The sequence below is a fragment of the Streptomyces sp. NPDC003635 genome (genome assembly GCF_053587635.1).
On record NZ_JBSFOK010000001.1, the window covers coordinates 126,533 to 148,705 of the forward strand.

23 protein-coding genes are annotated in these 22,173 nt (G+C 72.3%); 17 read left to right on the forward strand and 6 right to left on the reverse strand.

Features of this window, described 5'->3' with window-relative positions:
* Positions 1–8 precede the first annotated feature (8 nt).
* Entirely contained in the window at positions 9–1,229 is a 1,221-nt protein-coding gene (locus ACWDRW_RS00630; RefSeq protein WP_451717992.1) for an MFS transporter, read from the forward strand.
* Positions 1,230–1,541: 312 nt separating this feature from the next.
* On the opposite strand, the gene ACWDRW_RS00635 is transcribed toward ACWDRW_RS00630, so the two are convergent.
* From ACWDRW_RS00635 to ACWDRW_RS00650, 4 genes are all read right to left on the reverse strand, one after another.
* Positions 1,542–2,252: an HAD family hydrolase gene (locus ACWDRW_RS00635; RefSeq protein WP_451717995.1), complete on the reverse strand. Its 711-nt coding sequence runs from the start codon at positions 2,250–2,252 to the stop codon at positions 1,542–1,544.
* A gap of 79 nt (positions 2,253–2,331) precedes the next feature.
* Positions 2,332–2,808, reverse strand: a complete 477-nt coding sequence (locus tag ACWDRW_RS00640) for a carboxymuconolactone decarboxylase family protein (RefSeq protein ID WP_451717998.1) — start codon at positions 2,806–2,808, stop codon at positions 2,332–2,334.
* The gene (locus ACWDRW_RS00645) at positions 2,805–3,551 is read right to left on the reverse strand and encodes a dienelactone hydrolase family protein (RefSeq protein ID WP_451718001.1); all 747 of its coding nucleotides are present in this window, start codon (positions 3,549–3,551) and stop codon (positions 2,805–2,807) included. Before ACWDRW_RS00645 ends, ACWDRW_RS00640 begins: the two co-directional genes overlap by 4 nt.
* 57 nt (positions 3,552–3,608) lie before the next feature.
* Complete coding sequence (locus tag ACWDRW_RS00650; RefSeq protein ID WP_451718004.1) at positions 3,609–4,055, reverse strand: hotdog fold thioesterase; 447 nt, start codon at positions 4,053–4,055, stop codon at positions 3,609–3,611.
* Between the two features lie 229 nt (positions 4,056–4,284).
* Here ACWDRW_RS00650 and ACWDRW_RS00655 point away from each other — a divergent pair, with 229 nt between their 5' ends.
* From ACWDRW_RS00655 to ACWDRW_RS00695, 9 genes are all read left to right on the forward strand, one after another.
* Positions 4,285–5,298 carry an AvrD family protein gene (locus ACWDRW_RS00655; protein ID WP_451718657.1) on the forward strand — a complete coding sequence of 338 codons (1,014 nt, stop codon included), beginning with the start codon at positions 4,285–4,287 and terminating at the stop codon, positions 5,296–5,298.
* Between the two features lie 49 nt (positions 5,299–5,347).
* Positions 5,348–6,061 carry an AAA family ATPase gene (locus ACWDRW_RS00660; protein WP_451718006.1) on the forward strand — a complete coding sequence of 238 codons (714 nt, stop codon included), beginning with the start codon at positions 5,348–5,350 and terminating at the stop codon, positions 6,059–6,061.
* The gene (locus ACWDRW_RS00665; protein WP_451718009.1) at positions 6,058–7,113 is read left to right on the forward strand and encodes a beta-ketoacyl-ACP synthase III; all 1,056 of its coding nucleotides are present in this window, start codon (positions 6,058–6,060) and stop codon (positions 7,111–7,113) included. Before ACWDRW_RS00660 ends, ACWDRW_RS00665 begins: the two co-directional genes overlap by 4 nt.
* A gap of 137 nt (positions 7,114–7,250) precedes the next feature.
* Complete coding sequence (locus ACWDRW_RS00670) at positions 7,251–7,490, forward strand: acyl carrier protein (protein WP_451718011.1); 240 nt, start codon at positions 7,251–7,253, stop codon at positions 7,488–7,490.
* Positions 7,487–8,422: an NADP-dependent oxidoreductase gene (locus ACWDRW_RS00675; protein ID WP_451718014.1), complete on the forward strand. Its 936-nt coding sequence runs from the start codon at positions 7,487–7,489 to the stop codon at positions 8,420–8,422. The genes ACWDRW_RS00670 and ACWDRW_RS00675 overlap by 4 nt, the downstream gene beginning before the upstream one ends.
* Positions 8,419–9,660 carry an MFS transporter gene (locus ACWDRW_RS00680; protein ID WP_451718016.1) on the forward strand — a complete coding sequence of 414 codons (1,242 nt, stop codon included), beginning with the start codon at positions 8,419–8,421 and terminating at the stop codon, positions 9,658–9,660. The genes ACWDRW_RS00675 and ACWDRW_RS00680 overlap by 4 nt, the downstream gene beginning before the upstream one ends.
* A 48-nt stretch (positions 9,661–9,708) precedes the next feature.
* Positions 9,709–11,265, forward strand: coding sequence for an MFS transporter (locus tag ACWDRW_RS00685; protein ID WP_451718018.1), 1,557 nt, complete (start codon positions 9,709–9,711; stop codon positions 11,263–11,265).
* Positions 11,262–12,773: an FAD-dependent monooxygenase gene (locus ACWDRW_RS00690; RefSeq protein WP_451718020.1), complete on the forward strand. Its 1,512-nt coding sequence runs from the start codon at positions 11,262–11,264 to the stop codon at positions 12,771–12,773. The genes ACWDRW_RS00685 and ACWDRW_RS00690 overlap by 4 nt, the downstream gene beginning before the upstream one ends.
* Positions 12,770–13,171, forward strand: a complete 402-nt coding sequence (locus ACWDRW_RS00695) for a nuclear transport factor 2 family protein (RefSeq protein WP_451718023.1) — start codon at positions 12,770–12,772, stop codon at positions 13,169–13,171. The genes ACWDRW_RS00690 and ACWDRW_RS00695 overlap by 4 nt, the downstream gene beginning before the upstream one ends.
* Here ACWDRW_RS00695 and ACWDRW_RS00700 read toward each other — a convergent pair.
* Complete coding sequence (locus tag ACWDRW_RS00700) at positions 13,138–14,061, reverse strand: helix-turn-helix transcriptional regulator (protein ID WP_451718026.1); 924 nt, start codon at positions 14,059–14,061, stop codon at positions 13,138–13,140. The two genes, ACWDRW_RS00695 and ACWDRW_RS00700, sit on opposite strands and share 34 nt — an antisense overlap.
* Positions 14,062–14,334: 273 nt before the next feature.
* Positions 14,335–14,793: an ATP-binding protein gene (locus tag ACWDRW_RS00705; protein ID WP_451718028.1), complete on the reverse strand. Its 459-nt coding sequence runs from the start codon at positions 14,791–14,793 to the stop codon at positions 14,335–14,337.
* Positions 14,794–15,043: 250 nt separating this feature from the next.
* On the opposite strand from ACWDRW_RS00705, the gene ACWDRW_RS00710 reads away from it, so the two are divergent.
* The 7 genes from ACWDRW_RS00710 to pheA all read left to right on the forward strand — a co-directional run bounded on the left by ACWDRW_RS00710 (position 15,044) and on the right by pheA (position 22,114).
* Positions 15,044–15,838 (forward strand): hypothetical protein, encoded by a 795-nt coding sequence (locus ACWDRW_RS00710; protein ID WP_451718031.1) that lies wholly within the window; start codon positions 15,044–15,046, stop codon positions 15,836–15,838.
* 145 nt (positions 15,839–15,983) lie between these two features.
* Positions 15,984–16,724: a YcnI family copper-binding membrane protein gene (locus ACWDRW_RS00715; protein ID WP_451718034.1), complete on the forward strand. Its 741-nt coding sequence runs from the start codon at positions 15,984–15,986 to the stop codon at positions 16,722–16,724.
* Positions 16,725–16,805: 81 nt separating this feature from the next.
* Positions 16,806–17,456, forward strand: a complete 651-nt coding sequence (locus ACWDRW_RS00720) for an SCO family protein (RefSeq protein ID WP_451718036.1) — start codon at positions 16,806–16,808, stop codon at positions 17,454–17,456.
* The gene (locus ACWDRW_RS00725) at positions 17,453–17,905 is read left to right on the forward strand and encodes a copper chaperone PCu(A)C (protein ID WP_451718038.1); all 453 of its coding nucleotides are present in this window, start codon (positions 17,453–17,455) and stop codon (positions 17,903–17,905) included. The genes ACWDRW_RS00720 and ACWDRW_RS00725 overlap by 4 nt, the downstream gene beginning before the upstream one ends.
* Before the next feature lie 14 nt (positions 17,906–17,919).
* Positions 17,920–19,812 carry a copper resistance CopC/CopD family protein gene (locus ACWDRW_RS00730; protein WP_451718041.1) on the forward strand — a complete coding sequence of 631 codons (1,893 nt, stop codon included), beginning with the start codon at positions 17,920–17,922 and terminating at the stop codon, positions 19,810–19,812.
* A gap of 5 nt (positions 19,813–19,817) precedes the next feature.
* Positions 19,818–21,113, forward strand: coding sequence for an iron uptake transporter deferrochelatase/peroxidase subunit (efeB, locus tag ACWDRW_RS00735; protein WP_451718043.1), 1,296 nt, complete (start codon positions 19,818–19,820; stop codon positions 21,111–21,113).
* 68 nt (positions 21,114–21,181) lie between these two features.
* Positions 21,182–22,114, forward strand: a complete 933-nt coding sequence (pheA, locus tag ACWDRW_RS00740) for a prephenate dehydratase (protein ID WP_451718045.1) — start codon at positions 21,182–21,184, stop codon at positions 22,112–22,114.
* Positions 22,115–22,173: the final 59 nt, after the last annotated feature.

Genomic DNA, 22,173 nt, shown 5'->3' on the forward strand with positions numbered 1-22,173 from the left:
TCGTAGCCATGACGAACTCCCTCGTTCCGCCCGCGGGTCCGCAACGCGTCCTGGTGCTGGCCCAGTTGGCCAACTCCGTCGGGGACGGTGCCTTCTATGTCACCTCGGCGCTCTACTTCACCCACGTCGTCGGGCTGGACGCGGGGCGGGTGGGGCTTGGGCTGACCGTCGCGTGGGCGGTCGGGTCGCTGGCGGGGGTGCCGCTGGGGCGGCTCGCCGACCGGCGGGGGGCGCGTGGGGCGGCGGTGCTGCTGGCGCTGGCGACCGGGCTCGCGGTGGCGTCCTTCCTCTTCGTGCGCGGGTTCTGGCCCTTCGTGGCGGCGGCCGTCGGGTACGCCACCGCGCAGTCCGGGCTCGCGGCGGCCCGGCAGGCGCTGCTGGCGGGGCTGGTGTCCGCCGGGGAGCGGACCGGGCTGCTGGCGCATCTCCAGTCGACGCTCAACGCGGGGCTGGCCGTGGGGGCGGGGCTGGGCGGTCTCGCGCTGCACATGGGGACGCGGGTGGCGTATCTCGGGGTGTTCGCGCTGGACGCGCTGAGCTTTCTGCTCTGTGCGGGGGTGTTGCTGCGGCTGCCCTCGGTGGCGCCGGTGATGAAGGCGGCGGGGACCGGGCTCGCGGTGCTGCGGGACCGGCGGTATGTGGCGCTGGCCGCGCTCAACACCGTGTTGCTGCTGCGGATGCCGTTGCTCAGTCTCGGGCTGCCGCTGTGGATCGCGGAGCGGACCGCGGCGCCCACGTGGCTGGTGTCGGCGCTGTTCGTCCTGAACACCGGGGCCGTGATGCTGTTCCAGGTGCGGATGGCTCGCGGGGTGACCGGGGTCGCGTCGGCCTCGGGGGCGGTCCGGCGGGCGGGCTGGGTGATGCTCGCGGCGTGTGCGGTGTTCGCGCTGTCGGCCGAGGTGTCGCCCTGGGTGGCGGTCGGGGTGCTGGTGGTCGGAGCGGTGCTTCAGGTCGTCGCGGAGATGGACCAGTCCGCGGGTTCCTGGCAACTGTCCTTCGACCTCGCGCCGGCGGATCGGGTCGGGGAGTACCAGGGATTCTTCGGCACGGGGGTCACCGTGGCCCGTACAGCCGGGCCGCTGGTCCTCACCACGCTGCTGATCCAGTGGGGGACGGCGGGGTGGGTGCTGCTGGGCGGGCTGACGGTGGTGGCTTCGTATGCGATGGGGGCGGTCGTACGTCCTTCGGAGCGGCCCCAGGACCACGCGGCCGAGCCCGCCCCCGCGTGAGCGACGGGCTCCGTTCCCCGGTGCGGAGGTCTCTGTCCGGGCCCGCCCCGCCCGCCCCCGGGGCCTCTGCTGGTGGCGGGCACCGCCCTGGATCCCCGGGACCCCTTGCGGGCGGCCAAGCGCCTCGCGTCCGGCCCGGAACGAACTGACCGCCTCCAGGACCCGGACCCGGGGCCAGCGCCTTCGCCGACCAGCGCAGGGTGTGGTGGTCACCGCCCCTGGGGTCGGGCAGGCCCGGCTTGGGACACAGCGACAGTTGCCCCGCCGGCGCGGCCACCGCGGCCCGCGCCAACGCCCTGGGAACGGCAGCCGTCAGGAGCGTGGGGTTGCGCTGTGCGCGGGCTGAGAGTCCTGAGGAAGCCGAAGCCGGGGCCAGACCTGCCAGCCGTGCCGGCGGGCCTGTTCCCGTAGCTCCGGGTCGTCGCCCACCACGACCGCGCGGCCGGTCAGGCGGAGCAGGGGCAGGTCGGAGACGTGGTCGCCGTAGGACGTGGACTCGGCCAGGTTCAGGGCGCCCGTCGTGGTCAGGGCGCGGATCGCCTCCGCCTTCGCCTCGCCGATCATCGGGCGGTGCACCTCGCCCGTGTATCTGCCCCGCTCGGTCTCCGGGTCCGAGCAGACCACGATGTCCGCGTTCAGATGCCGGGCGATCGGGGCCAGGCAGGCCCGGAACGAGCCCGAGACCAGGACCACCAGGTCGCCGTCCCGCTGGTGCCGGCGCAGGGCGGTGACCACCTGCTCGTTGAAGAAGGCCCCCCGGCCGAGTTCGGTGCGGAACCAGTCCTCGGCAAGGGCCGCCACCTCGCGGACGCCGACGCCCGCGTACGACGCGAAGTAGGCGCGGTTGGTCTCCGTGCGCGGCACCCCGGCCGCCGTCATGGCCTTCAGGCGCTGCCGTTCGTGGCGGTACGCCGACGGCGGACGGCCCTCGGCGGCCAGCCGGAACTCCAGGAAGCGGAACATGCTGGTGACGTTGATGACCGTGCCGTCGACGTCGAAGAACGCGGCTGTGCGTCGTCGCAAGACGGTGCCTTTCACGAGGAGTGTGCGCCCGCCCCGCGCGGCCGACGGGGGGTTGAGGGCACGCGCGGGACGGGAGCTCTCACCCGGCCGGGGCCGCCTCGACCGATTCGGCCGCTTCGACCGGCTCGGTCCGCTCGGCCGGCTCGGCCACCGGCAGCAGCCCTCGCTCGGCGAACACCCGTTTCGCCGTGCTCAGGCCGTTGAAGGTGCGCGGGAAGCCGACGAAGGCCAGGCCGTGGACCAGGGCGTCCACCACTTCCCGCGGGGTGACGCCCGCGTTCAGGGCCAGGTTGAGGTGGAAGGCGAACTGGCGCTCGGTGTCGCCGAGCGCGGTGAGCAGCGCCAGGGTCACCAACTGCCGCTGCCGGTCGTCCAGTCCCTCCCGGCCGTACAGATCGCCGAAGACGAACTCGGCGACGTAGCGCCCCATGTCGGGCGCCACGTCGGCGAGCGCCGTGAAGATCGCGTCGCCCGAGTCGCCGAGTTCGAGCAGCTTGGCGTGCCCGCGCTCGAAACGGGGGTTGCCGCGCTGTTCGTCGCGGATGTCACGGCTCATGCCACGGGCTCCGCGTGGCGCGAGGTGAAGTCCAGCAGGCGCTGCCAGGCGTCGGCGCTGATGTCCTTCCACTCCGGGGAGCCACCGTCGAAGAAGGAGTGCGGGGCGCCGTCGTAGACCTTGTACTCGTACGGCTTGCCCGCGTCGTCCAGCTTGCCGCGGAAGGCGGCGAAGTCCTCCTGGGTGGTGGCGACGTCGTCGCCCGCGAGGAGGAGCAGCAGCGGGGCGGAGATGTCCGGCAGGCGGTCCTCGGCGAGGCCGGGGAGGCCGTAGAAGCCGATGGACCCGGCGAGTTCCAGGCCGCTGCCGGCGAGCCGCCAGGAGTGGCCGCCGCCGAGGCAGAAGCCGACCGAGAAGACCGTCACCCCGGGGTTCCGCTCGGTCAGGAAGGCGACCGCGGCCCGGGCGTCGTCGGCCACGCTGTCCGGCACCAGCTGCTTGAAGTGCGGCTGCCACTCGAACTCGTCGTCGCGCGGCCCGAGTCCGGCGGTACGTCCGTAGTAGTCGAGCACGACGGCGGCGAACCCGGCCTCGGCGAACCGCCGGGCCAGCTCCTGGTAGTAGGCGTGGACGCCGCGGATGTCCGGAAGGATCACCACACCGCGGCCGTTGGGCTCGCCCGGCCGCGCGTGGAAGGCGCTGAACGGCGTCCCGTCCGCGGAGGTCAGCTCGATCAGCCCTTCCTCGGCCACGCTGCCGGGGTTCTCGACGGCGGGGGGCCTGCTGTCGGTGCTGTGGCACATGGGTGTTGGCCTCTCTTCGATGGTGATTGCGGGGGGAAGCCCGGGGGCCCAGGCCTGTCACGCGGGACGCAGAACGCCCCGGGAACGGGCGGCGCGGCGGCTCACGGCGCAGGTCAGCCGGGCGGTGCAGGTGCGTCTGCCGGAGCTGTCGGTGATGACGATCTCGTAGGTGGCGGTGGTGCCGCCCTCGTGCAGGGGCCGGCACTCGCCGGTCACCGTGCCGCCGGCCACCCAGCGGTGGTGGGTGCAGGACAGGTCCAGGCCGACCGCCTGTCCGCCGGGCCCGGTGTACAGGAACGCGGCGATGGACCCCAGGGTCTCGGCCAGTACGGCGTTGGCGCCGCCGTGCATGATGCCGACCGGCTGGCGGTTGCCGTCCACGGGCATGGTGCCGATGACCAGTCCCGGCTCGCAGCGCACCAGCTCGATCCCCATCTTCGCGACGAGTTGCTGCTGGCTGAACTCGGGTGTCACGGCCCAGGGGCCGAGCGTGGTTGCGGTCATGGCTTTGCCTCCCCGTGTGCGGCACCGGAATCCGTGTCCGCGAACAGCGACGACGCTAGTCAATTCCGCGGGGTGCGGAAAAGAGCGGCAACTGGTGGTGTCCAAGGTGGTGTTGGCAGTAACCGCATGAACCGACTCTCGTTGCCGCGAAACTTTTCGGCTAGCTTCGAGCCGACCGAGAAACACACGGCGGCCGCAGGGCCCGGAAAAGGAGTTGGCGTTGACTGGAATGCTGCCCGCTAAGGAATTACTCCTCGACTCGGTCGACGACTATCTCGGGCCCGGCGAGAAGCGGTTCTTCGGATCCGGTTTCCGGCGTGTGGAGTACCGCTACGACAAGGTCGAGCTGAGCGGCGGCCGGGACGTGCCCACCGAGCTGGCGAGCCGGCTCGACGTCGTGTACCCGGCCGACTGGTCGAAGAAGTCCAGGCGCGGCGATCTGCGCCCGCATCTGTCCACCGTGGACGGCCTGATCATCGCCGTGCACCTGAGCGAGGCCGCCCTCACCCACGCCCTCGGCCTCGGCCCGGAGAGCCGGCGCGCGGGGCGGGTGCTGGCGGTGCGGATCAAGGCGGGCACCGTGCCCGACGAGGAGCTGACCGGTCTTCCGGTGCGCACCACCGTGCTGGGTGTGCCGGTGCCGGACGGCGAGGGCGAGGCGGTGTCGCGGCTGCAGACCCTGGTCGGGGCGATGCGGGTCCGCACCGACCTGCGCCATCCGTGGCCCGGCCACACCGGCGGCCCGGTCGCGGCGGCCACCTGCAACGGGCCTGCCGAGCTGCTCGGGCCGGTGGAACGGCAGTACTACGGCACCGGGTTCGCGGCCCGGACGCAGAGCGTGCGCAAGGTCGCGGTGCGGGTCGCCGAGGCCCGCGCGCACGCCGTCGTCGACGTGGCCCAGGAGCCCGGGACCGTGCTGGCCACGGAGGGCACCGAGGGCCTGTACCAGCCCTTCGTCGGGCTGATCGACACCTTCGTGACGAGCCTGCAGCTCGGCCAGATCCTGCTGTACGAGACCGACGGGATCTCCCGGGGCGCCAGCAACACGCTGTGGATGCGCACGACCGCCCTGCGGGCGAGCGCGGAACCCGACCCCATCCGCTACGAGACCCCGCTCGACGTACGGCTGGAGAACAGCACGTTGCTTCGGCGGGACGAAGAGATCTGGCGCGCCGCCGACATCGTCGGACGGCTGGCCGGAAACACCGTGCGCTGTTCGGTCGCGCATCGACTTCCCGACTGATTCCGGAACCCACGGATCGCGAATTCACTTTTCTCCCCTGGAGCCTTTCATGCGTATCGCCATATCCGGCACCTATTCCTCCGGCAAGACCCTCACCTCGTACGCCCTCGCGCATTACGTCGGAATTCCGCGCACCCGGGCCCGCACCATGCGCGAGCTGCTGCCCGAGGCGGTGCCCGGCAAGACCCTGGAGCAGTGCACCGCGGCCGAGCTGGTCCAGCTGATCGTGCGCCGCCATGTGGACCGGGCCGTGCACGAGAGCCGCTTCGAGGGCTCGTTCATCTCCGACGGCTCCTCCCTCCAGGAGTGGATCTACGGCGCGGTGCGGGTGATCGTCGGCATCAACCCCAACGACTCCGTGCACCTCAGCGAGCTGGAGAGCGTGGAACGCACCGCGGACATCCGGGTGTTCGACGCGGTCATGGAGCAACTGGGCATCGCCTTCAAGCAGCACGTGAAGCAGACCTACGACGTCTTCGTGCACCTGCCCAACGAGCTGGCGCTGGCCGCCGACGGGCACCGCCCGGTCAACGAGCGGTTCCGTTCCCTGGCCGACGAGCGGCTGCTGGAGGTCGCCGCCGAGCTCGGCATCCCCGCGCACGTGGTGGGCGGCACCGTCGAGGAGCGGCTGGTGGAGATCGCCCGGCTGTTCGAGCTGCCGGCGCTGATGTCGCCCGAGGAGGCCATCGCGCAGGCGCGGGCCGAGTACGAGGCCCTGGACATGCGCACCGAGTCCGACCGGGCGTCGGTGATCGTGCGATGACCGCACGGACCGGCCTCGGTGAGCCCGTGGCCGCGGCGCCCACCGCCGTGCTCGCGGGTCTCGGTTCCGCGCTGCCGCCGCGGGTCGTGACCAACGACGACCTCGCCGCCCGGATGGACACCTCCGACGAGTGGATCCGCACCCGGACCGGTATCACGGAGCGGCGGATCGTCGACCCCGGCACCGCCACCAGCGACCTCGCCATCGAGGCCGGACGGCGGGCGCTGGACTCGGCGGGCGGACCGGACGTCGGTGCCGTGGTGCTCGCCACCGCGACCCCGGACCACCCGTGCCCGGCGACCGGTCCGACCGTCGCCGCCGGACTCGGGCTCGGCACGGTCCCCGCCTTCGACGTCGGGGCCGTCTGCTCGGGCTTCCTGTACGCCCTGGCCACGGGCGCCGGGCTGATCGCCTCCTCGGTGGCGGACAGCGTGCTGGTGGTCGGCGCCGACGCGTTCACCACGATCGTCGACCCCTACGACCGCAACACCGCGCCGATCTTCGCGGACGGCGCCGGCGCGGTGGTGCTGCGGGCGGGCCGGGCCGACGAGCCGGGCGCGCTGCGCCGTACCGAACTCGCCAGCGACGGGCTGCAGGCGGACCTGATCCGGGTGGCGGCCGGCGGCTCCCGGCAGCGCAGCCACCACAGCGCGGCGCTGCGCGAGGACCAGTACCTGACCATGCGCGGCGGCGAGGTGTTCAAGAACGCGGTGCTGCGGATGACGGAGGCCTCCCGGACGGTCCTGGAGCGCACCGGCTGGTCCACCGCCGACGTGGACCTCCTCGTCGGCCACCAGGCCAACGTCCGCATCCTGCACGCCGTCGCCGAACAGCTCGGCATCGGCCAGGAACGGGCCTACGTCAACATCGGCCACACCGGCAACACGGCCGCCGCCTCCATCCCGCTGGCCCTGGACGACGCGCACGGCGAGGGCCGGCTGCGCCCCGGCGACAAGGTGCTCCTCACCGCCTTCGGCGCCGGTACGACCTGGGGCGCGATCACCCTCACCTGGCCCGAGGGCCTGGACCGGCCCTCGGCCATGGCCGCCTGAGCCGCCCGAGCCGGCGAGTCGTCTGAGCCGGCTGAGCCCCGCGCCCCCGTAGACCGCCCGAGCCCCCACACCGCTCACACCCCCGCCTCACCGATCCACGCAAGCCCCGGAGCACGGCTCCGAGGAGGGAGTACGAGATGCCCGTCACGGCATATCCCGGACTGGTCGCGTTCATAGCCGAGAAGGCCGAGATCGGGGTCGAGGAGATCGACCCGGAGAGGACCCTGGAGGACCTCTCGCTGGACTCGCTCACGCTGATCGAGATCGCCCTGTTCATCCAGCGCGAGTACGGCATCCAGGTGCCCGACGGCGACCTCGTCCTGGCCCAGAAGCTGTCGGAGTGGGCCGCCTACCTCGACGAGCGGAGCGGCCGATGAAAGCCGTGGTGACCACGGAGGCCGGCGCCCCGGACGTCCTGCGCCTGACCGACGTCGAGCGCCCCCGGCCACTGCCCACCGAGGTGCTGGTCCGGGTGGCGGCGGCGGGGGTCAACCCCGTCGACTGGAAGATCCGCGCCGGGGTGTTCCCGCCCGGCGCCCTGGGGGCCCCGCCGTTCGTGCAGGGCTGGGACGTCGCGGGAGTGGTGGAGTCGGGGCCCCGGGTGACCCGGTTCGAGCCGGGCGACGAGGTGTTCGGGCTCATCGGCTTCCCACGCCCGGGCGGCACGTACGCCGAGTACGTGACCGCTCCCTCCCGGCAGTTCGCCCGCAAGCCCCCGGGGCTGAGCTTCGAGGAGGCGGCCGCGCTGCCGCTCGCGGGGCTCACCGCCTGGCAGACGCTGGTGGAGACCGCGCGCGCCGGGCGGGGCGACAAGGTGCTGATCACCGCGGCGGCCGGCGGCGTCGGCCACCTGGCCGCGCAGATCGCACGGGCCCGGGGCGCGGAGGTCACCGGCACGGCCCGCGCGGAGAAGCACGACTTCCTGCGCGAGGTCGGCGTGGACCACCCGGTCGACTACACGACCGGCCCGCTCCACCACACGGTCACCGGACAGGACGTCGTCCTGGACCTGCTGGGCGGCGACCACAGCTTCGAGCTGCTGCGCACGCTGCGCCCGGGCGGCCTGCTCATCACGGTGATCGGGCACGTCAGCCCCGAACTCACCACGCTCGCCGCGAGTCTGGGCGTCCGGGTGACGGGCTTCCTGGTCGAGCCCGACCACGCGGGCCTGGAGGCGCTGGCCGAACTGGTCGAGGCGGGACGCCTGCGGGTCCGGGTGGACCAGGTCTTCAAGCTGGCGGAGGCCGCGAAGGCGCACGAGTACGGCGAGGCGGGCCGCACCACCGGAAAGATCGTGCTCGTCCCATGACCTCCCCCACCGCGCCGGTCCGGCCGACCGCCAGGACCCTGCGTCCGGCGGGCGGTCTGCCGGACCGGCTGGTCACCGTGTTCGCGGTGGCCGCCGGGATGGCCGTGGCCAACATCTACTACGCGCATCCGCTGCTCACGTCGATCGCCTCGGCGTTCGGCGTCGGCAGCACCGCCGCGTCGCTGGTGGTCACGGCCTCCACCGCCGGGTACACCGTGGGGCTCGCCCTGCTGGTGCCGCTCGGCGACACGGTGAACCGGCGCCGGCTGCTGGTGGCCCTGCTGCTGGTGACCGCCGTCGGACAGGCCGCCTCGGCCGCCGCGCCCTCGGTCGCCGCGCTGGTCGTGCTGTCCGGTCTGATGGCGGTGACGGCGGTGGGCGCCCCGCTGCTGGTGGCGTTCGCCGCCGCCCTCGCCCGGCCCGAGCAACGCGGCCGGGTCACCGGACGGATGCTCAGCGGGGTCCTCCTCGGCGTCCTGCTCGCCCGCACCGGCGCGGGCCTGCTCGCCCAGTGGACCGGCAGCTGGCGCTCGGTGTTCGCGGTCGCCGCGGTGGGCATGGTGGTGCTCGCGGCGCTGCTGTGGCGGTTGCTGCCCGACCTCGAACCGGCCGAGCGGCTCGGCTACCCGACCCTCCTGCGCTCCGTGGCGCGGGTGGTCGCCGAGGAGCCCCTGCTCCGGCTGCGCTGCCTGTACGGCTTCCTCACCTTCGCCTCCTTCAGCGTCTTCTGGACCTCGGCGGCCTTCCTGCTGGCGGCGCCGCCCTACACCTACGGCGAAGCCCTGATCGGCGCGTTCGGGCTGCTCGGTGCCGCCGGGGCGCTGGCCGCGCGGTTCATGGGGCCGCTCGTGGACCGGGGCCGGGACCGGCTGGCCTCGACCCTGCTGTACGTCGCCAACCTGGCCGCCTGGGGGCTGCTCGCCCTCGACGGAGGCCGGTTGCTGGTGTGTCTGGTGCTCGGTGTGCTGCTGCTCGACTTCGGTGTGCAGGGCGCCCAGGTGACCAACCTCGGCGTGCTCTACCGGTTGCGGCCCGAGGCGCGCAGCCGGATCACGATGGCCTACATGACCGCCTACTTCCTGGGCGGCGCGGCGGGTTCGGCGCTCTCGGGCGCCGTGCACTCCGCCGCCGGGTGGGCCGGAGTGTGCGCGGCCGGGGGCGGCCTGGCCGCGCTGGTGCTGGTGCTGTGGGGCGCCGAACAGGCGCGCGCGGCACGGGCCCTGCCGAACGCGCCGTAGCGACACCTCCTCTCGCGCATCCCTCGTTTCCCCAACTCTGGAGCTCTCGTGTCCACTCGCCCGACGGGTGCCTCACGGTCCCGTCCCGTTCTCACGCTGCTCGCGGTCTGTGTCTCCTGCGGGCTGCTGCCCGCCTCCCTGACCGGAACCTCGGTCGCGCTGCCCGATCTCGGCAGTGATCTGGACGCCTCGCTGGTGACCGTGCAGTGGGTCGTCAACGCCTACAACCTCACCTTCGCCGGCGTGATGCTGGTCGCGGGCTCGCTCGCCGATCTGCTCGGCCGGCGCCGGATGTTCACGATCGGTCTCGTCGTCTTCGTGCTGTGCACGGCCGGTGGCGCCCTCGTCTCCGAGGTCGTCCTGATCGACGTGCTGCGCGGTGCCGCCGGCGTCGGCGCGGCGATGGTGCTCACCGCGGCCACCGCGCTGCTCGCCCAGGCCTACGAAGGCGCCGCCCGCGCGCGGGCCTTCGGTTTCCTCGGCTCCTCCTTCGGGCTCGGACTCGCCCTCGGCCCCTCCCTGTCCGGACTGCTCGTCGGGGCCTGGGGCTGGCGCTCGGTGTTCCTCGCCCATGCCGCCATCGCCGCCGCCGTCCTGCTGCTGCGTCCGGCGCTGGCCGAGTCCCGGGACCCGGAGGCCACCGGGGTGGACTACGCGGGCGCGACCACGTTCAGCGGCGCGCTGTTCGCCTTCACCCTCGCCCTGGTCGAGGGTCCCCAACTGGGCTGGGCGCACCCGGTGGTGCTGGGGCTCGCCGTGCTGGCGGCCGGCCTGATGGTCTCCTTCGTACGGATCGAGAAGCGGCGGGCCCGGCCGATGCTGGAGCTGTCGCTGCTGCGCGAGCCGAAGTTCGCCGCGGTCAGCCTGATGCCGGTGCTGCTGGCCTTCGGGTTCGTGTGTCTGCTGGTCTTCCTGCCGTCCTTCTTCATCGGCGTGAACGGCATGAGTTCGGGGGCCGCCGGTCTGACCATGCTGCTGCTCAGCGGCCCGGTGCTGGCGCTGCCGGTGGTCAGCGGTCTGCTCGCGCGCAAGGTCAGCACCTCGGTCCTGCTCGGCGTGAGCCTGCTGCTCGTGGCGGGCGGCGCGGCCTGGCTCACCGTGCTGGACCAGCACTCCACCACGGCCACGCTCGCCGGGCCGCTGCTCGTCATCGGCACCGGGGTGGGCATCTCCTTCGGCCTGCTCGACGGCGCGGCCATCGGCGCGGTGGACGCGAGCCGCGCGGGCATGGCCGCCGGGCTCTTCAACACCATGCGGCTGACCGGTGAGGCCGTCGCCATCGCCGGTATGGGATCCGTGCTCGTCAGCATCGTCCAGGGCAACCTCCACAACCCCCAGGGCTGGGAGGGCGGTGTCGGTGAGCTCGCCAACCGTGTGGTGCAGGGCGAGATAGGCGACGTGGCCGCCCAGGTGCCCGCCGAGCAGCGGGCCGAGTTCACCGCGTACGTCTCCGGCGCCTACACCTCCGCCCTGCACACCGTGCTGTGGCTGCTCGCCGCGGTCTGTGCCCTGGGCGCCCCGCTGATCATGCGGATGCTGCGCCCGGCCCCGGAGACGCGGGCCGCCGACACCCGGGAACCGATCACGATGGGAGAAGCGACATGAGCACATCCGATCCCCGGCCGGTGCTGGTCGTCGGCGCCGGCCCCGTGGGCCTCACCGCCGCCGCCGAACTGGCCCGCCGGGGCACCCCGGTGCGCCTGGTGGACAGGACGGCCGAGCCCAGCCCGCTGACGAAGGCGCTGATGGTGTGGCCGCGCACCCTGGAGGTGTTCCGCGGGCTGGGTGGCGCCGCCTTCATGGACAAGCACGGGCTGCCGGTGCACTCCTTCCGCTACAACTCCGGCACCGACCCGATCTGCGACATCGTCTTCGGCGACCGCACCCGGCCGATGGTGATCATCCAGCCGGACGTCGAGGAACTCCTGCGCGAGGCCTTCGCGGACGCCGGCGGCAAGGTCGAGTGGCGCACCGAACTGACCCGGCTCAGCCAGGACCCCGACGGGGTGCTCGCGACCCTGCGCGCCCCGGACGGCACCGAGTCCACCGAGGAGTTCGCCTACGTCATCGGCGGCGACGGCGCGAGCAGCACCGTCCGCAAGTCGCTGGGCATCGAGTTCAAGGGCGCCACCTACCCGAACACCTTCATCCTCGCGGACACCGCGATCGACGGGGACCTCCAGCGGGACGCCGTGCACTACTACTGCACCAAGAACGGGATCATGGTGCTGGTCCCGCTCTACAACGGCCGCTTCCGTGTCTTCACCGCGGGCCCGCCCGGCATGCGTCCCGAGGACCTCGACCAGGAAGTCCTCCAGGACTTCGTCGACAAGCGGGGTCCGGGGGGCCTGAGGCTGCACGACGTCTCCTGGCAGACCACGTTCAGCATCCACGCCCGGCACGCCGAGCGGTTCCGGGCCGGCCGGGTCTTCCTGGCGGGCGACGCCGCCCACATCCACAGCCCGGCCGGCGGCCAGGGACTGAACACCGGGGTGACCGACGCGCACAACCTCGCCTGGAAGCTGGCGCTGGTGCACCGCGGCGCGGCCGGTGCCGGGCTGCTGGACAGCTACGGCGCCGAGCGCGCGGCGGTCGCCCAGGGGGTGGTGAAGCAGGCCGAGGTGCAGACGAAGGCGTGGATGCTGTCCAAGCGCTGGCAGATCGTGCTGCGCGATGTCTCCGCCCGTCTCGCCGAGCGCTCCGGCGTCTTCGACCGCTTCTACTCACCGTGGCTGGCCGGTCTGACCAACCACTATCCGGCGGGCCCCGCGGTCGACGAGGACCCGAGCGGACGGCTGCTGCGCCCCCGCCCGCGCAACGGCCAACTGCTCCCGGACGCGGCCCTGCGCGAGTCCCTCCCCGTCGACCGCTACAGCCTCCTGGTCACCGGTCCCCGCCCGCCGAGGCTGACCGAGCTGGAGGAGTCGTACGGCGATCTCGTGGCCGTCCGCTCCGCGCCGGGCCGGCGTTTCTCCGCCGTCCTGGTCCGCCCGGACCACTATGTCGCCGCCCAGGACCTGACCCCCGACCTCGCACGCATCCACGGCCATCTGGCCACGCTGGCGCCGGCCGGCGCCGTTTCACGTGAAACAACGGAAGGACACAGCGCATGACACGCGGTACCGCGGAGACGGTCCAGGAGTTCTTCGGACGCTTCGGAGTGGGCGATCTGCCCGGGCTGCCGGAGCTGTTCGCCGACCAGGCGGAGCTGGTGGTGGCGGGGGCCCCCGTCGTCCCGTGGACGGGGCACCTCGTCGGCCGCCATGAGGTGGAGGGCTACTTCCAGCGGTTCGTGGCCGCCGTGGAGACCCAGCGCTTCGATGTCGAGCGCATCGCCGTGGACGGCGAGGACGCCTTCGTCCTCGGGGAGTTCAGCCACAAGGTGGTGGCGACCGGCAAATCGTTCTCGGGCCCCTTCGCGATCCGGATCACGGTCCGCGACGGCCTCATCCAGCGGTATCAGACCTTCGAGGACTCCTACGCCGCCGCCACGGCGTTCGACGGCAGCTGATCGTCGCCCTCGTCGGGTTCCCCGTCCTCGCCCGGCCGGTCCGGATCGTCCGGACCGGCCGCGGCGAAGAAGGCGTCCAGTTTGTCCCTGGTCTCCTGCACCGTCGGCATGTGCAGGACCAGCTGGACCTCGTGATCGGCCGCGAGCTCCCACTCGTGCACGTCGAAGCTGAGCGCTCCGACGGTCCCGTGGGTGATGCCCTTGGTGCGGCCCCGGGACGGTTCCAGCACCTCGTGGCTGCCCCACAGCCGCGCGAACTCCGGGCTCCGCTCATGGAGCTCGTCGAGGACGCGGTCGACCTCGGGGCGGCCGAAACAGTCGGCGACGTCCGCGCGGAAGCGGGCGACCGTGCTGCGGGCGAGCTCGTCGGCGTGCGCGTAACGGCGGCGGCAGCTCTCGTCGGTGAAGAACTCCACCAGGATGTTCCCGCCCGGCCCCGGGAAGCCGAGGAACTCCGGTACGGCCGAGTTGGCGGCCAGGATGTTCCAGCAGCGGTCCCTGACGAGCGCCGGGTTGGGGAACCAGTGGTTCACGATCTCGGCCAGCCGCTCGGGGTCGGCGGGACCGCTGTCGGGGCGCTGGTCGACGTCCGGAGTCTTCAGGCCGGCCAGGCGGTGCAGGTAGATCTCCTCGGCGGGGTTGAGCCGGAGCGCTCCGCTGATCGCACCGAGGACGGATTCCGAGACGTTGATGTCCCTTCCTTGTTCCAGCCAGGTGTACCAGGACGTGCCGACCCCGGCGAGGACGGCCACTTCCTCTCTGCGCAGTCCGGGAGTACGCCGGCGACCCGACGCGCTGAGCCCGACTTCCGCCGGGGACAGTCGCATTCGCCGGGTCCGTAGAAAGTGAGACAACTCTTCAAGTTGACGCTTTCGGCGACCTATCGTCATGAATCATGAGGCTCTACGAAGGGCAATAACCAGTCAAGCAAAAGCTTCGTCAAGGATGGCTTGAAACCGCCAACTGAGGACCATCGAGCGACAGAACACCAGGTCTTGAGGGAGCGTTGAGAAATCTTCGAGTTCTCTGTGTGGCTGAAACTGGCCGCCGATAAAGACGGATCTAAGACCTCCACTTTCAGCCATGGGTGATTTCTGATTCGCCGTTCACATACCCGGATGCCGCTTTCCGGAAAAGGCGCCGGTATTTTGTGACGAGGCCCACTACACGGCCAACAAAGGAGAGGCGTCCTTCCGCCACTTGAGAATCTTGTCGAAGCTCACCACCGCGCCGCGCTGCCCCGGCTTGTTGCCGATGTGGACGTGGTCCGCGAGCTCCTGGATGAGGTACAGCCCCCGACCGTTCTCGGAGTCCGCGCCGAAGTCCATGACCGTCCCGCGCGAGCCCCGCCCCCCGAAGCCGGGTCCTGAGTCGGCGACCTCGATCCGGCAGGTCTCGCCGTCCAGATAGGCGGTGACGCGATAGGCCTGCGAACCCTCGTCGAGCGCCCCGTCCCCGCCGTGCTCCACGGCGTTCGCGCACGCCTCGCTCAGCGCGACGGAGAGGTCGTACGACACATCGGGGTCCACGCCCGCGCTCTCCATGGTGCCGAGCAGAAGCCGCCGGGCGAGCGGCACGCTCGCAGCTTCCCGCCGCAAATGGAGTGACCACCAGATGCTCATGCTCCAGCCTCCCGGCCGCGGCTCGACATACCGTTACGTATTGCCGGGAGTGCCCGTGTGTAAGCACACCGTTGACGTGATACCGCCCATATGGGCGATGCGCGCCAAGCCGTCATCGGTGTATGTGGGGCTTGTTCGCACCAGAGTGGGATGTTCCGGCTGTACGGCTCGTAAGGCATCCGGCGCCCTTACGGCATCTTGCGGACCTGCCGTATGGGCGCCCTGAGGCCAGTGCGATGATTGGCCCGCCATGAGTGCCCCCCACCCGCGCACGGCCCACGCCGGACGCGATGTCCGGATCCTGCGGGCCGCGGTGTTCGCCGCGGTCTGTGTCGTGCTGGCCGCGGTCGGACACGCACTCGGCTCCTGCACCTCGATCCCGCTGTGGACGCTGGGCGCGGGCTTCCTCGCGATCCTCGCCGTCGCCGTACCCCTCGCCGGGCGGGAGCGGACCCTGCCCGGCATCGCGGTGCTGCTCGCGCTCGGGCAGACCGTGCTGCACTCGCTGTTCGGTCTCGGCCAGCACGGCGCTGAGGCCACCCGGGCCGCCGCCTCCGCCGACGCCACGCTCGTCGCGCAGGCCGCGCGGATCCTGTGCGGCACCCGGGCGGCGGCCATCAGCCCCGCCGAGGCGCACAGGATCCTCACCGAGGCCAGGCTCCGCCCCGCCTCCGCCCACCCCCAGCACCCGGAGACGGTCACCGAGTCCGCCTCGCTGCTGCCGTCCCTGCCGATGCTGCTGGGCCATCTGCTCGCCGCCGTGGTCGCCGGTTACCTGCTGCGCCGCGGTGACATCGCGCTCGGCCGACTGGTCGAACTGTCCGCCCACTCGGTCGCCGAGGCGGCCCTCGTACGCTCCCTGCGCGCCGCCCTCGCCCTGGTCCGCGCCCTGCGCGCCGGGCTTCCGGGCACGCCCGGCGCGGCCCCGCGCCCGCACCGCACCGCGGAAGGCGCGCCGCCCCGGCTCCACGAGGCCGCGCTCCAGCACACGCTCGTGCGGCGCGGCCCGCCCGCCGCCGCGCCCGCACTCGTGCTCGCCGCCTGACGCGTCGCGCCCACCGCTGGGAGATCCGTACGGATTCCGGTCGGGGCCGCCGTCGTGCGGCCCGCGCCTGCGTTGCCACCGTCTGGCCGCAGCGCGCCTCTCCACCACCGGAACAACCGAATCTCTCACCATGGAGTGCTCCCGCATGAAGGCCTCTTCCCGCCTCGCCGCCGGCTGCGTCCTCGCCGGCACCGCCGTGCTCGCCCTGTCCGCCCCCGCCTTCGCGCATGTGACGGTGCAGCCCGAGGGCGAGGCCGCCAAGGGCGGTTACGCGGTCGTGGACTTCCGGGTCCCCAACGAGAGCGACACCGCGTCCACCGTGAAGCTGGAGGTCAGCTTCCCGATGGACACCCCGCTCGCGTCCGCGATGCCCGAGCCGGTCGCCGGGTGGACCGCGAAGGTCACCAAGGCCAAGCTCGACAAGCCGATCGAGCTGCACGGGCAGAAGATCGACGAGGCCGTCAGCAAGATCACCTGGACCGCCACGGGCAAGGGCGTCGAGCCCGGCTTCTTCCAGAAGTTCCCGGTCTCCATGGGCGTGCTGCCCGAGGACACGGACGAACTGGTCTTCAAGGCCGTCCAGACCTACTCCGACGACGAGGTCGCGCGCTGGATCGAGGTCCAGCAGGAGGGCCAGGACGAGCCGGAGAAGCCGGCGCCGGTGCTGACCCTGTCCGATGCCTCGGAGGACGGCCACCACGGCTCCGCGGCGAGCGAGGAGCCGTCCGACGACGCCTCCCAGGCCGCCGCCTCCACCACCGCCGAGGACGCCGAGTCCGACAGCAGCGACACCACCGCCCGCGTCCTGGGCGTCGTGGGCATCGTCGTCGGCGCCATCGGCGTGGCCTACGGCGTGCTCGCCGGCCGTCGGCGTACCGACGCCTGAGTCCGAACCTCCGGCGCGCACCGGCCGTACACCTGTGAAAACGGCCCGGTGCGCGCCCCCTCACCTCCGGGAAACCTCGCCATGCGCACCAAGAAGTACGCGGCGGCCGCCCTGCTCGCCGCCGCCACCCTGACCCTCTCCGCCTGCGGCGGCGGTGAGGACGACGCCTCGCCCGTCACCGTGGTCTCCGAGGAGGCCGGCTCCGACCGGGCGGCGACCGTCCTCGACAAGCCGTTCGAGAAGCCGGACCTGGTCCTCACCGACACGAACGGCAAGAAGTACGACTTCCGCGAGGAGACCGCGGGCAAGCCGACGCTGATCTACTTCGGCTACACCAACTGCCCCGACATCTGCCCGCTGACGATGAACAACATCGCCGTCGCCAAGAAGCAGCTGTCCCGGGCCGAACAGGACGAGCTGCGCGTCGTGTTCGTCACCACCGACCCCGAGCGGGACACCGCCCCCGCGCTCGGCAAGTGGCTCAAGGGCATCGACCCCCAGGTCGTGGGCCTCACCGGCGACTTCGCCACCATCCAGGCCGGTGCCCGCACCCTCGGCATCAGCATCGAGCCGCCGCACAAGGAGAAGGGCAAGACGGTCTCCACGCACGGCACCCAGGTCATCGCCTTCTCCCCGAAGACCGATGGCGGCTACGTCCTCTACGGCGAGGACGCCACCGTCGAGGACTACACCAAGGACCTCCCCAAGATCATCAAGGGAGAGAACCCGTGAGGCGCGCCGCGGCCTGCGCGGTGGTCCTGGCCGGGAGCCTCGTCGTCGCGGGCTGCGGTTCCTCCGACGACTCCGGCCCCGACCTGTCCGTCAGCGGCGCCTACATGCCGCAGCCGGTCTCCGACTCCATGGCGGCGGGCTTCCTGACGATCGAGAACACCGGCGGCACCGAGGCCGAACTGACCTCCGTCACCAGTGACATCGCCGGGACCGTCACCGTGCACGAGACCGTCGACTCCGCGATGAAGGAGGTCGAGAACCTCCCCGTGCCCGCCGACGGCGAAGTCGTGTTCAGGAGCGGCGGCAACCACCTGATGTTCGAGAAGCTGAAGCGCAAGCCGAAGCAGGGCGACACGGTGTCCGTGGTGCTGCACTTCGCCGAGGCCGACCCCGTCACGGTCGAGATGCCGGTCAAGCCGGCCACGTACACCCCCGCGACCGGACACTGAGGGAGGGACCACCCTTGACGCCGACCATCGCTCCCCGCGTCCGGACCCTGGTGCTGCTGCTCCTGGCCGCCGCCGGACTGCTCCTCACCGGTGCCGGGCCGGTCTCCGCGCATGCCGCGCTGACCGGCAGCGACCCCCGGCAGGGGGCGGTGGTCGAACAGGCCCCGGACCGGGTCTCGCTCACCTTCTCCGAAGAGGTCGCGCTCTCCGACGACTCGGTGCGCGTCCTCGCCCCCGACGGCAAGCGCGTCGACACCGCGAAGCCGACGAACGTGTCCGGCACGACGTACGCCGTGGGGCTGAACAGCGGTCTGGCGGACGGCACCTACACCGTCTCCTACCAGGTCGTCTCGGCCGACAGCCACCCGGTCGCCGGCGCCTACACCTTCTCCGTCGGCGCCCCCTCGGCGACCTCCGTCTCCGTCTCCGACCAGAGCGCGGGCGGCGGAGTCGTCGGCGCCCTCTACGGCTTCGGCCGCTATGTCTCCTACGCGGGCTTCGTCGTCCTCGCGGGCGGCGCCGCCTTCGTGCTCGCCTGCTGGCAGCGCGGCTCGGGCGTACGGGCGGTGCAGCGGCTCGTCGTCTCCGGGTGGCTCGCGCTCACCGCGGCCACGCTCGCGCTGCTCCTCATGCGCGGCTCCTACACCGGCTCCGGCAAGGTCGCCGACATCTTCGACCTGAACCTCCTCGGCGACGTCCTGCAGACCAAGACCGGCGCGGCCCTGGTCTCCCGGCTCCTGCTGCTCGCCGCGGCGGCGCTGTTCATCGCCGTGCTCTTCGGCGCCTGGGACAAACGCGAGGAGGGACAGGAGAAGCGGGACCTCACCTTCGGGCTGGCGATCGGGGGGATCGTCGTCGCGGCCGGGCTCGCGGCGAGCTGGGCGATGTCCGAGCACGCCTCCACCGGGCTGCAGCCCGGGATCGCGATGCCGGTCGACGTCCTGCACCTGCTGGCCGTCGCCGCCTGGCTCGGCGGACTCACCGCCCTGCTGGTCGCCCTGTACCGGTCCCCCGAGATCCCCTTGGACGGTCCGGCCGTACGACGGTTCTCCGCGCTCGCCTTCGGCAGCGTGGTCACGCTCGTCGGCACCGGCATCTACCAGTCCTGGCGGCAGCTCGGCTCCTGGTCGGCGTTCACCGAGACCCGCTACGGCCAGCTGCTCCTCGTCAAGATCGGCCTGGTCGCGCTGCTGGTCGGCGTCGCCTGGATCTCGCGGCGGTGGACGGCACGGCTCGCGGAGACGGTGAGCGCCGCGCCGCGCGAGCAGAAGATCGCGGCGACGGCGTCGGGTGCCGCCAAGGGGGCCGCGGCCGGGAAGGCCGACGACCCGCAGCGGGCGGCCCAACTCGCCCGGCAGCAGGCGGCCATGGACACGGCCCGGCAGAAGCGGCTGCGGGACGCCGACCCGAACCGCTTCGGGCTGCGCCGCTCGGTGCTCGCCGAGGCGGGCGTCGCCGTCGTGCTGCTGGCGGTCACCACCGCGCTGACGTCCACCGAACCGGGCCGCACCGAGCAGGACGCCGCAAGGGCCACCGCCGCCTCCTCGTCGTCCGCGGGCGTCTCCGGGGCGCTGACCCTGGACATGTCCTTCGACACCGGGGGCGAGGACGGCAAGGGCGTCGTACGGGTCGAACTGGACCCCGCGCGCGTGGGCGCCAACGCCCTGCACGTCTACGTCACGCGGCCCAACGGCCGAGGCTTCGACGTCCCCGAGGTGAAGATCGCCTTCACCCTCGAGTCCGAGGACGTCGGGCCGCTGCCCGTCGTCCCGGACCACATCGCCACCGGACACTGGTCGGCGAACGGTGTGCAGATCCCGATGGCCGGCGACTGGAAGATCGCCGCGACCGTACGGACCTCCGACATCGACCAGACCACCGTCTCCAAGAACGCGCAGATCGGCTGAACCTCATGGCTGACCAGTCCCTCCCGGAGGCCCGCACTCCCGAACGCGAGGACATCGCCGCTCCCACGGCTCCCTCGGGCATCTCGCGCCGCGCCCTCCTCGGCACCGCCGGTGCCACCGGGCTCGCGCTCGGCGCGGCGGGCGGCGCCGTGGGCTATGCCGCCGCGCCCGCCCAGGCGACCCCGCTCAGCTCGGTGGGCGCCGAGGAGGTGATGTTTCACGGGAAACATCAGCCCGGCATCCTCCAGGGCCTCCAGGCCCGCGGCCATCTGGTCGCCTTCGACCTGACGCCGGGCGCGGGCCGCAAGGAGGCAGCCGCCCTGCTGCGCCGGTGGTCCCGGACGGCACGGCTGCTGATGGCGGGCGAGGCGACCGTCACCGGCGACACCGACGTGGCGCGCGACGCCGGGCCCTCCTCGCTCACCGTCACCTTCGGCTTCGGCCACGGCTTCTTCGCCCGCACCGGACTGGAGAAGCAGCGCCCGGTCGCCCTGGACCCGCTGCCCGACTTCTCCTCCGACCGGCTCGACAAGTCCCGCAGCAACGGCGACCTGTGGGTGCAGATCGGCGCCAACGACGCCCTGGTCGCCTTCCACGCCCTGCGCGCGATCCAGAAGGACGCCGGAAGCGCGGCCCGCGTCCGCTGGCAGATGAACGGCTTCAACCGCTCGCCGGGCGCCACCGCCCACCCCATGACGGCCCGCAACCTGATGGGCCAGATCGACGGCACCCGCAACCCCAAGCCGGCCGAGTCCGACTTCGACGAGCGGATCTTCGTGCCCGCGTCCCCGACGAAGGACCCGGCGTGGATGGCGAACGGCTCCTACGCGGTCGTACGTCGGATCCGCATGCTCCTCGACGACTGGGAGCAGTTGTCGGTGAAGGAGCAGGAGGACGTCATCGGGCGCCGCAAGGCGGACGGGGCGCCGCTGTCGGCGCCCTCCGGGGGCACCGAGACGACCGAGATGGACCTGGAGAAGACCGACGCCGAGGGCAATCTGCTCGTTCCGATCAACGCCCACGCCCGGATCACCCGGCCCGACCAGAACGGCGGGGCCGCGATGCTGCGGCGGCCGTTCTCCTTCCACGACGGCATCGACCCGGACGGGACCCCGGACGCGGGCCTGCTCTTCGTCTGCTGGCAGGCGGACCCCTTGCGCGGCTTCGTCACCGTGCAGCGCAAGCTCGACCGGGGGGACGCGTTGTCGGCGTTCGTCCGCCACGAGGCGAGCGGCCTGTTCGCGGTGCCGGGCGGTGCGGCGGAGGGAGAGTACGTCGGGCAGCCCCTGCTGGAGGGGTGAGGCGGGCCGGAATCACCCGGTCGTGAGACGCGTCCCCGGTGCCGCGCCGAGGCCATTAGGGTGAGGTCATGCCAGCGAGCTACGCGTATCTCGGCCCCGAGGGCACCTTCACCGAAGTCGCCCTGCGCACGCTGCCCGAAGCGGCCACCCGAGAGCTGATCCCGTACGTGTCCGTGCAGTCCGCGCTGGACGCGGTCCGCGTGGGCGAGGCCGAGGCCGCGTTCGTGCCGATCGAGAACTCCGTCGAGGGCGGTATCACCACCACCCTCGACGAGCTGGTCGCCGGTGCCCCGCTGATGATCTACCGCGAGGTGCTGCTGTCGATCACCTTCGCGCTGCTGGTCCGCCCCGGCACGAAGCTGTCGGACATCAAGACGGTCTCCGCGCATCCGGCCGCCCAGCCGCAGGTGCGCAACTGGCTGCGCAACAACCTCCCGGACGCCGACTGGGAGTCCGCCGCCTCCAACGCGGACGCCGCCCGGCTGGTCCAGGAGGGCCGCTACGACGCCGCCTTCGCCGGGGAGTTCGCCGCCGCCCGCTACGGCCTGGAGGTCCTGGAGAGCGGGATCCACGACGCGGAGAACGCGCAGACCCGGTTCGTGCTGGTCGGCCGCCCGGCCCGGCCCGCGGCGCCGACCGGTGCCGACAAGACCTCCGTCGTGCTGTGGCAGCGCGACGACCATCCCGGCGGGCTGCGCGATCTCCTCGGCGAGTTCGCGACCCGGGGCATCAACCTGATGCTGCTCCAGTCCCGGCCGACCGGCGAGGGCATCGGCAACTACTGCTTCTGCATCGACGCCGAGGGCCACATCTCCGACCGGCGGGTGGCGGAGGCCCTGATGGGGCTGAAGCGGATCTGCCTGGAGGTGCGCTTCCTCGGCTCGTACCCGCGGGCCGATGTGCGCCCGGGCGACGTGCGGCCCCCGCGGGCGGGGACCTCCGACGCGGAGTTCGTGTCCGCGTCGGACTGGGTGGCCCGGTGCCAGGACGGGCGGTTCTGACGGCCGTCGGCCGTCTTTCTTGTAATGTCCCTGGCACCTGGTTCCGGCCAGTCCTACCT

Coding starts and splice junctions, on each gene's coding strand:
- ACWDRW_RS00630 (WP_451717992.1), top strand. CDS start 9: ATGACGAACTCCCTCGTTCCGCCCGCGGGTCCGCAACGCGTCCTGGTG.
- ACWDRW_RS00640 (WP_451717998.1), bottom strand. CDS start 2,808: ATGAGCCGTGACATCCGCGACGAACAGCGCGGCAACCCCCGTTTCGAG.
- ACWDRW_RS00645 (WP_451718001.1), bottom strand. CDS start 3,551: ATGTGCCACAGCACCGACAGCAGGCCCCCCGCCGTCGAGAACCCCGGC.
- ACWDRW_RS00650 (WP_451718004.1), bottom strand. CDS start 4,055: ATGACCGCAACCACGCTCGGCCCCTGGGCCGTGACACCCGAGTTCAGC.
- ACWDRW_RS00655 (WP_451718657.1), top strand. CDS start 4,285: ATGCTGCCCGCTAAGGAATTACTCCTCGACTCGGTCGACGACTATCTC.
- ACWDRW_RS00660 (WP_451718006.1), top strand. CDS start 5,348: ATGCGTATCGCCATATCCGGCACCTATTCCTCCGGCAAGACCCTCACC.
- ACWDRW_RS00665 (WP_451718009.1), top strand. CDS start 6,058: ATGACCGCACGGACCGGCCTCGGTGAGCCCGTGGCCGCGGCGCCCACC.
- ACWDRW_RS00670 (WP_451718011.1), top strand. CDS start 7,251: ATGCCCGTCACGGCATATCCCGGACTGGTCGCGTTCATAGCCGAGAAG.
- ACWDRW_RS00675 (WP_451718014.1), top strand. CDS start 7,487: ATGAAAGCCGTGGTGACCACGGAGGCCGGCGCCCCGGACGTCCTGCGC.
- ACWDRW_RS00680 (WP_451718016.1), top strand. CDS start 8,419: ATGACCTCCCCCACCGCGCCGGTCCGGCCGACCGCCAGGACCCTGCGT.
- ACWDRW_RS00690 (WP_451718020.1), top strand. CDS start 11,262: ATGAGCACATCCGATCCCCGGCCGGTGCTGGTCGTCGGCGCCGGCCCC.
- ACWDRW_RS00695 (WP_451718023.1), top strand. CDS start 12,770: ATGACACGCGGTACCGCGGAGACGGTCCAGGAGTTCTTCGGACGCTTC.
- ACWDRW_RS00700 (WP_451718026.1), bottom strand. CDS start 14,061: ATGACGATAGGTCGCCGAAAGCGTCAACTTGAAGAGTTGTCTCACTTT.
- ACWDRW_RS00705 (WP_451718028.1), bottom strand. CDS start 14,793: ATGAGCATCTGGTGGTCACTCCATTTGCGGCGGGAAGCTGCGAGCGTG.
- ACWDRW_RS00710 (WP_451718031.1), top strand. CDS start 15,044: ATGAGTGCCCCCCACCCGCGCACGGCCCACGCCGGACGCGATGTCCGG.
- ACWDRW_RS00715 (WP_451718034.1), top strand. CDS start 15,984: ATGAAGGCCTCTTCCCGCCTCGCCGCCGGCTGCGTCCTCGCCGGCACC.
- ACWDRW_RS00720 (WP_451718036.1), top strand. CDS start 16,806: ATGCGCACCAAGAAGTACGCGGCGGCCGCCCTGCTCGCCGCCGCCACC.
- efeB (WP_451718043.1), top strand. CDS start 19,818: ATGGCTGACCAGTCCCTCCCGGAGGCCCGCACTCCCGAACGCGAGGAC.
- pheA (WP_451718045.1), top strand. CDS start 21,182: ATGCCAGCGAGCTACGCGTATCTCGGCCCCGAGGGCACCTTCACCGAA.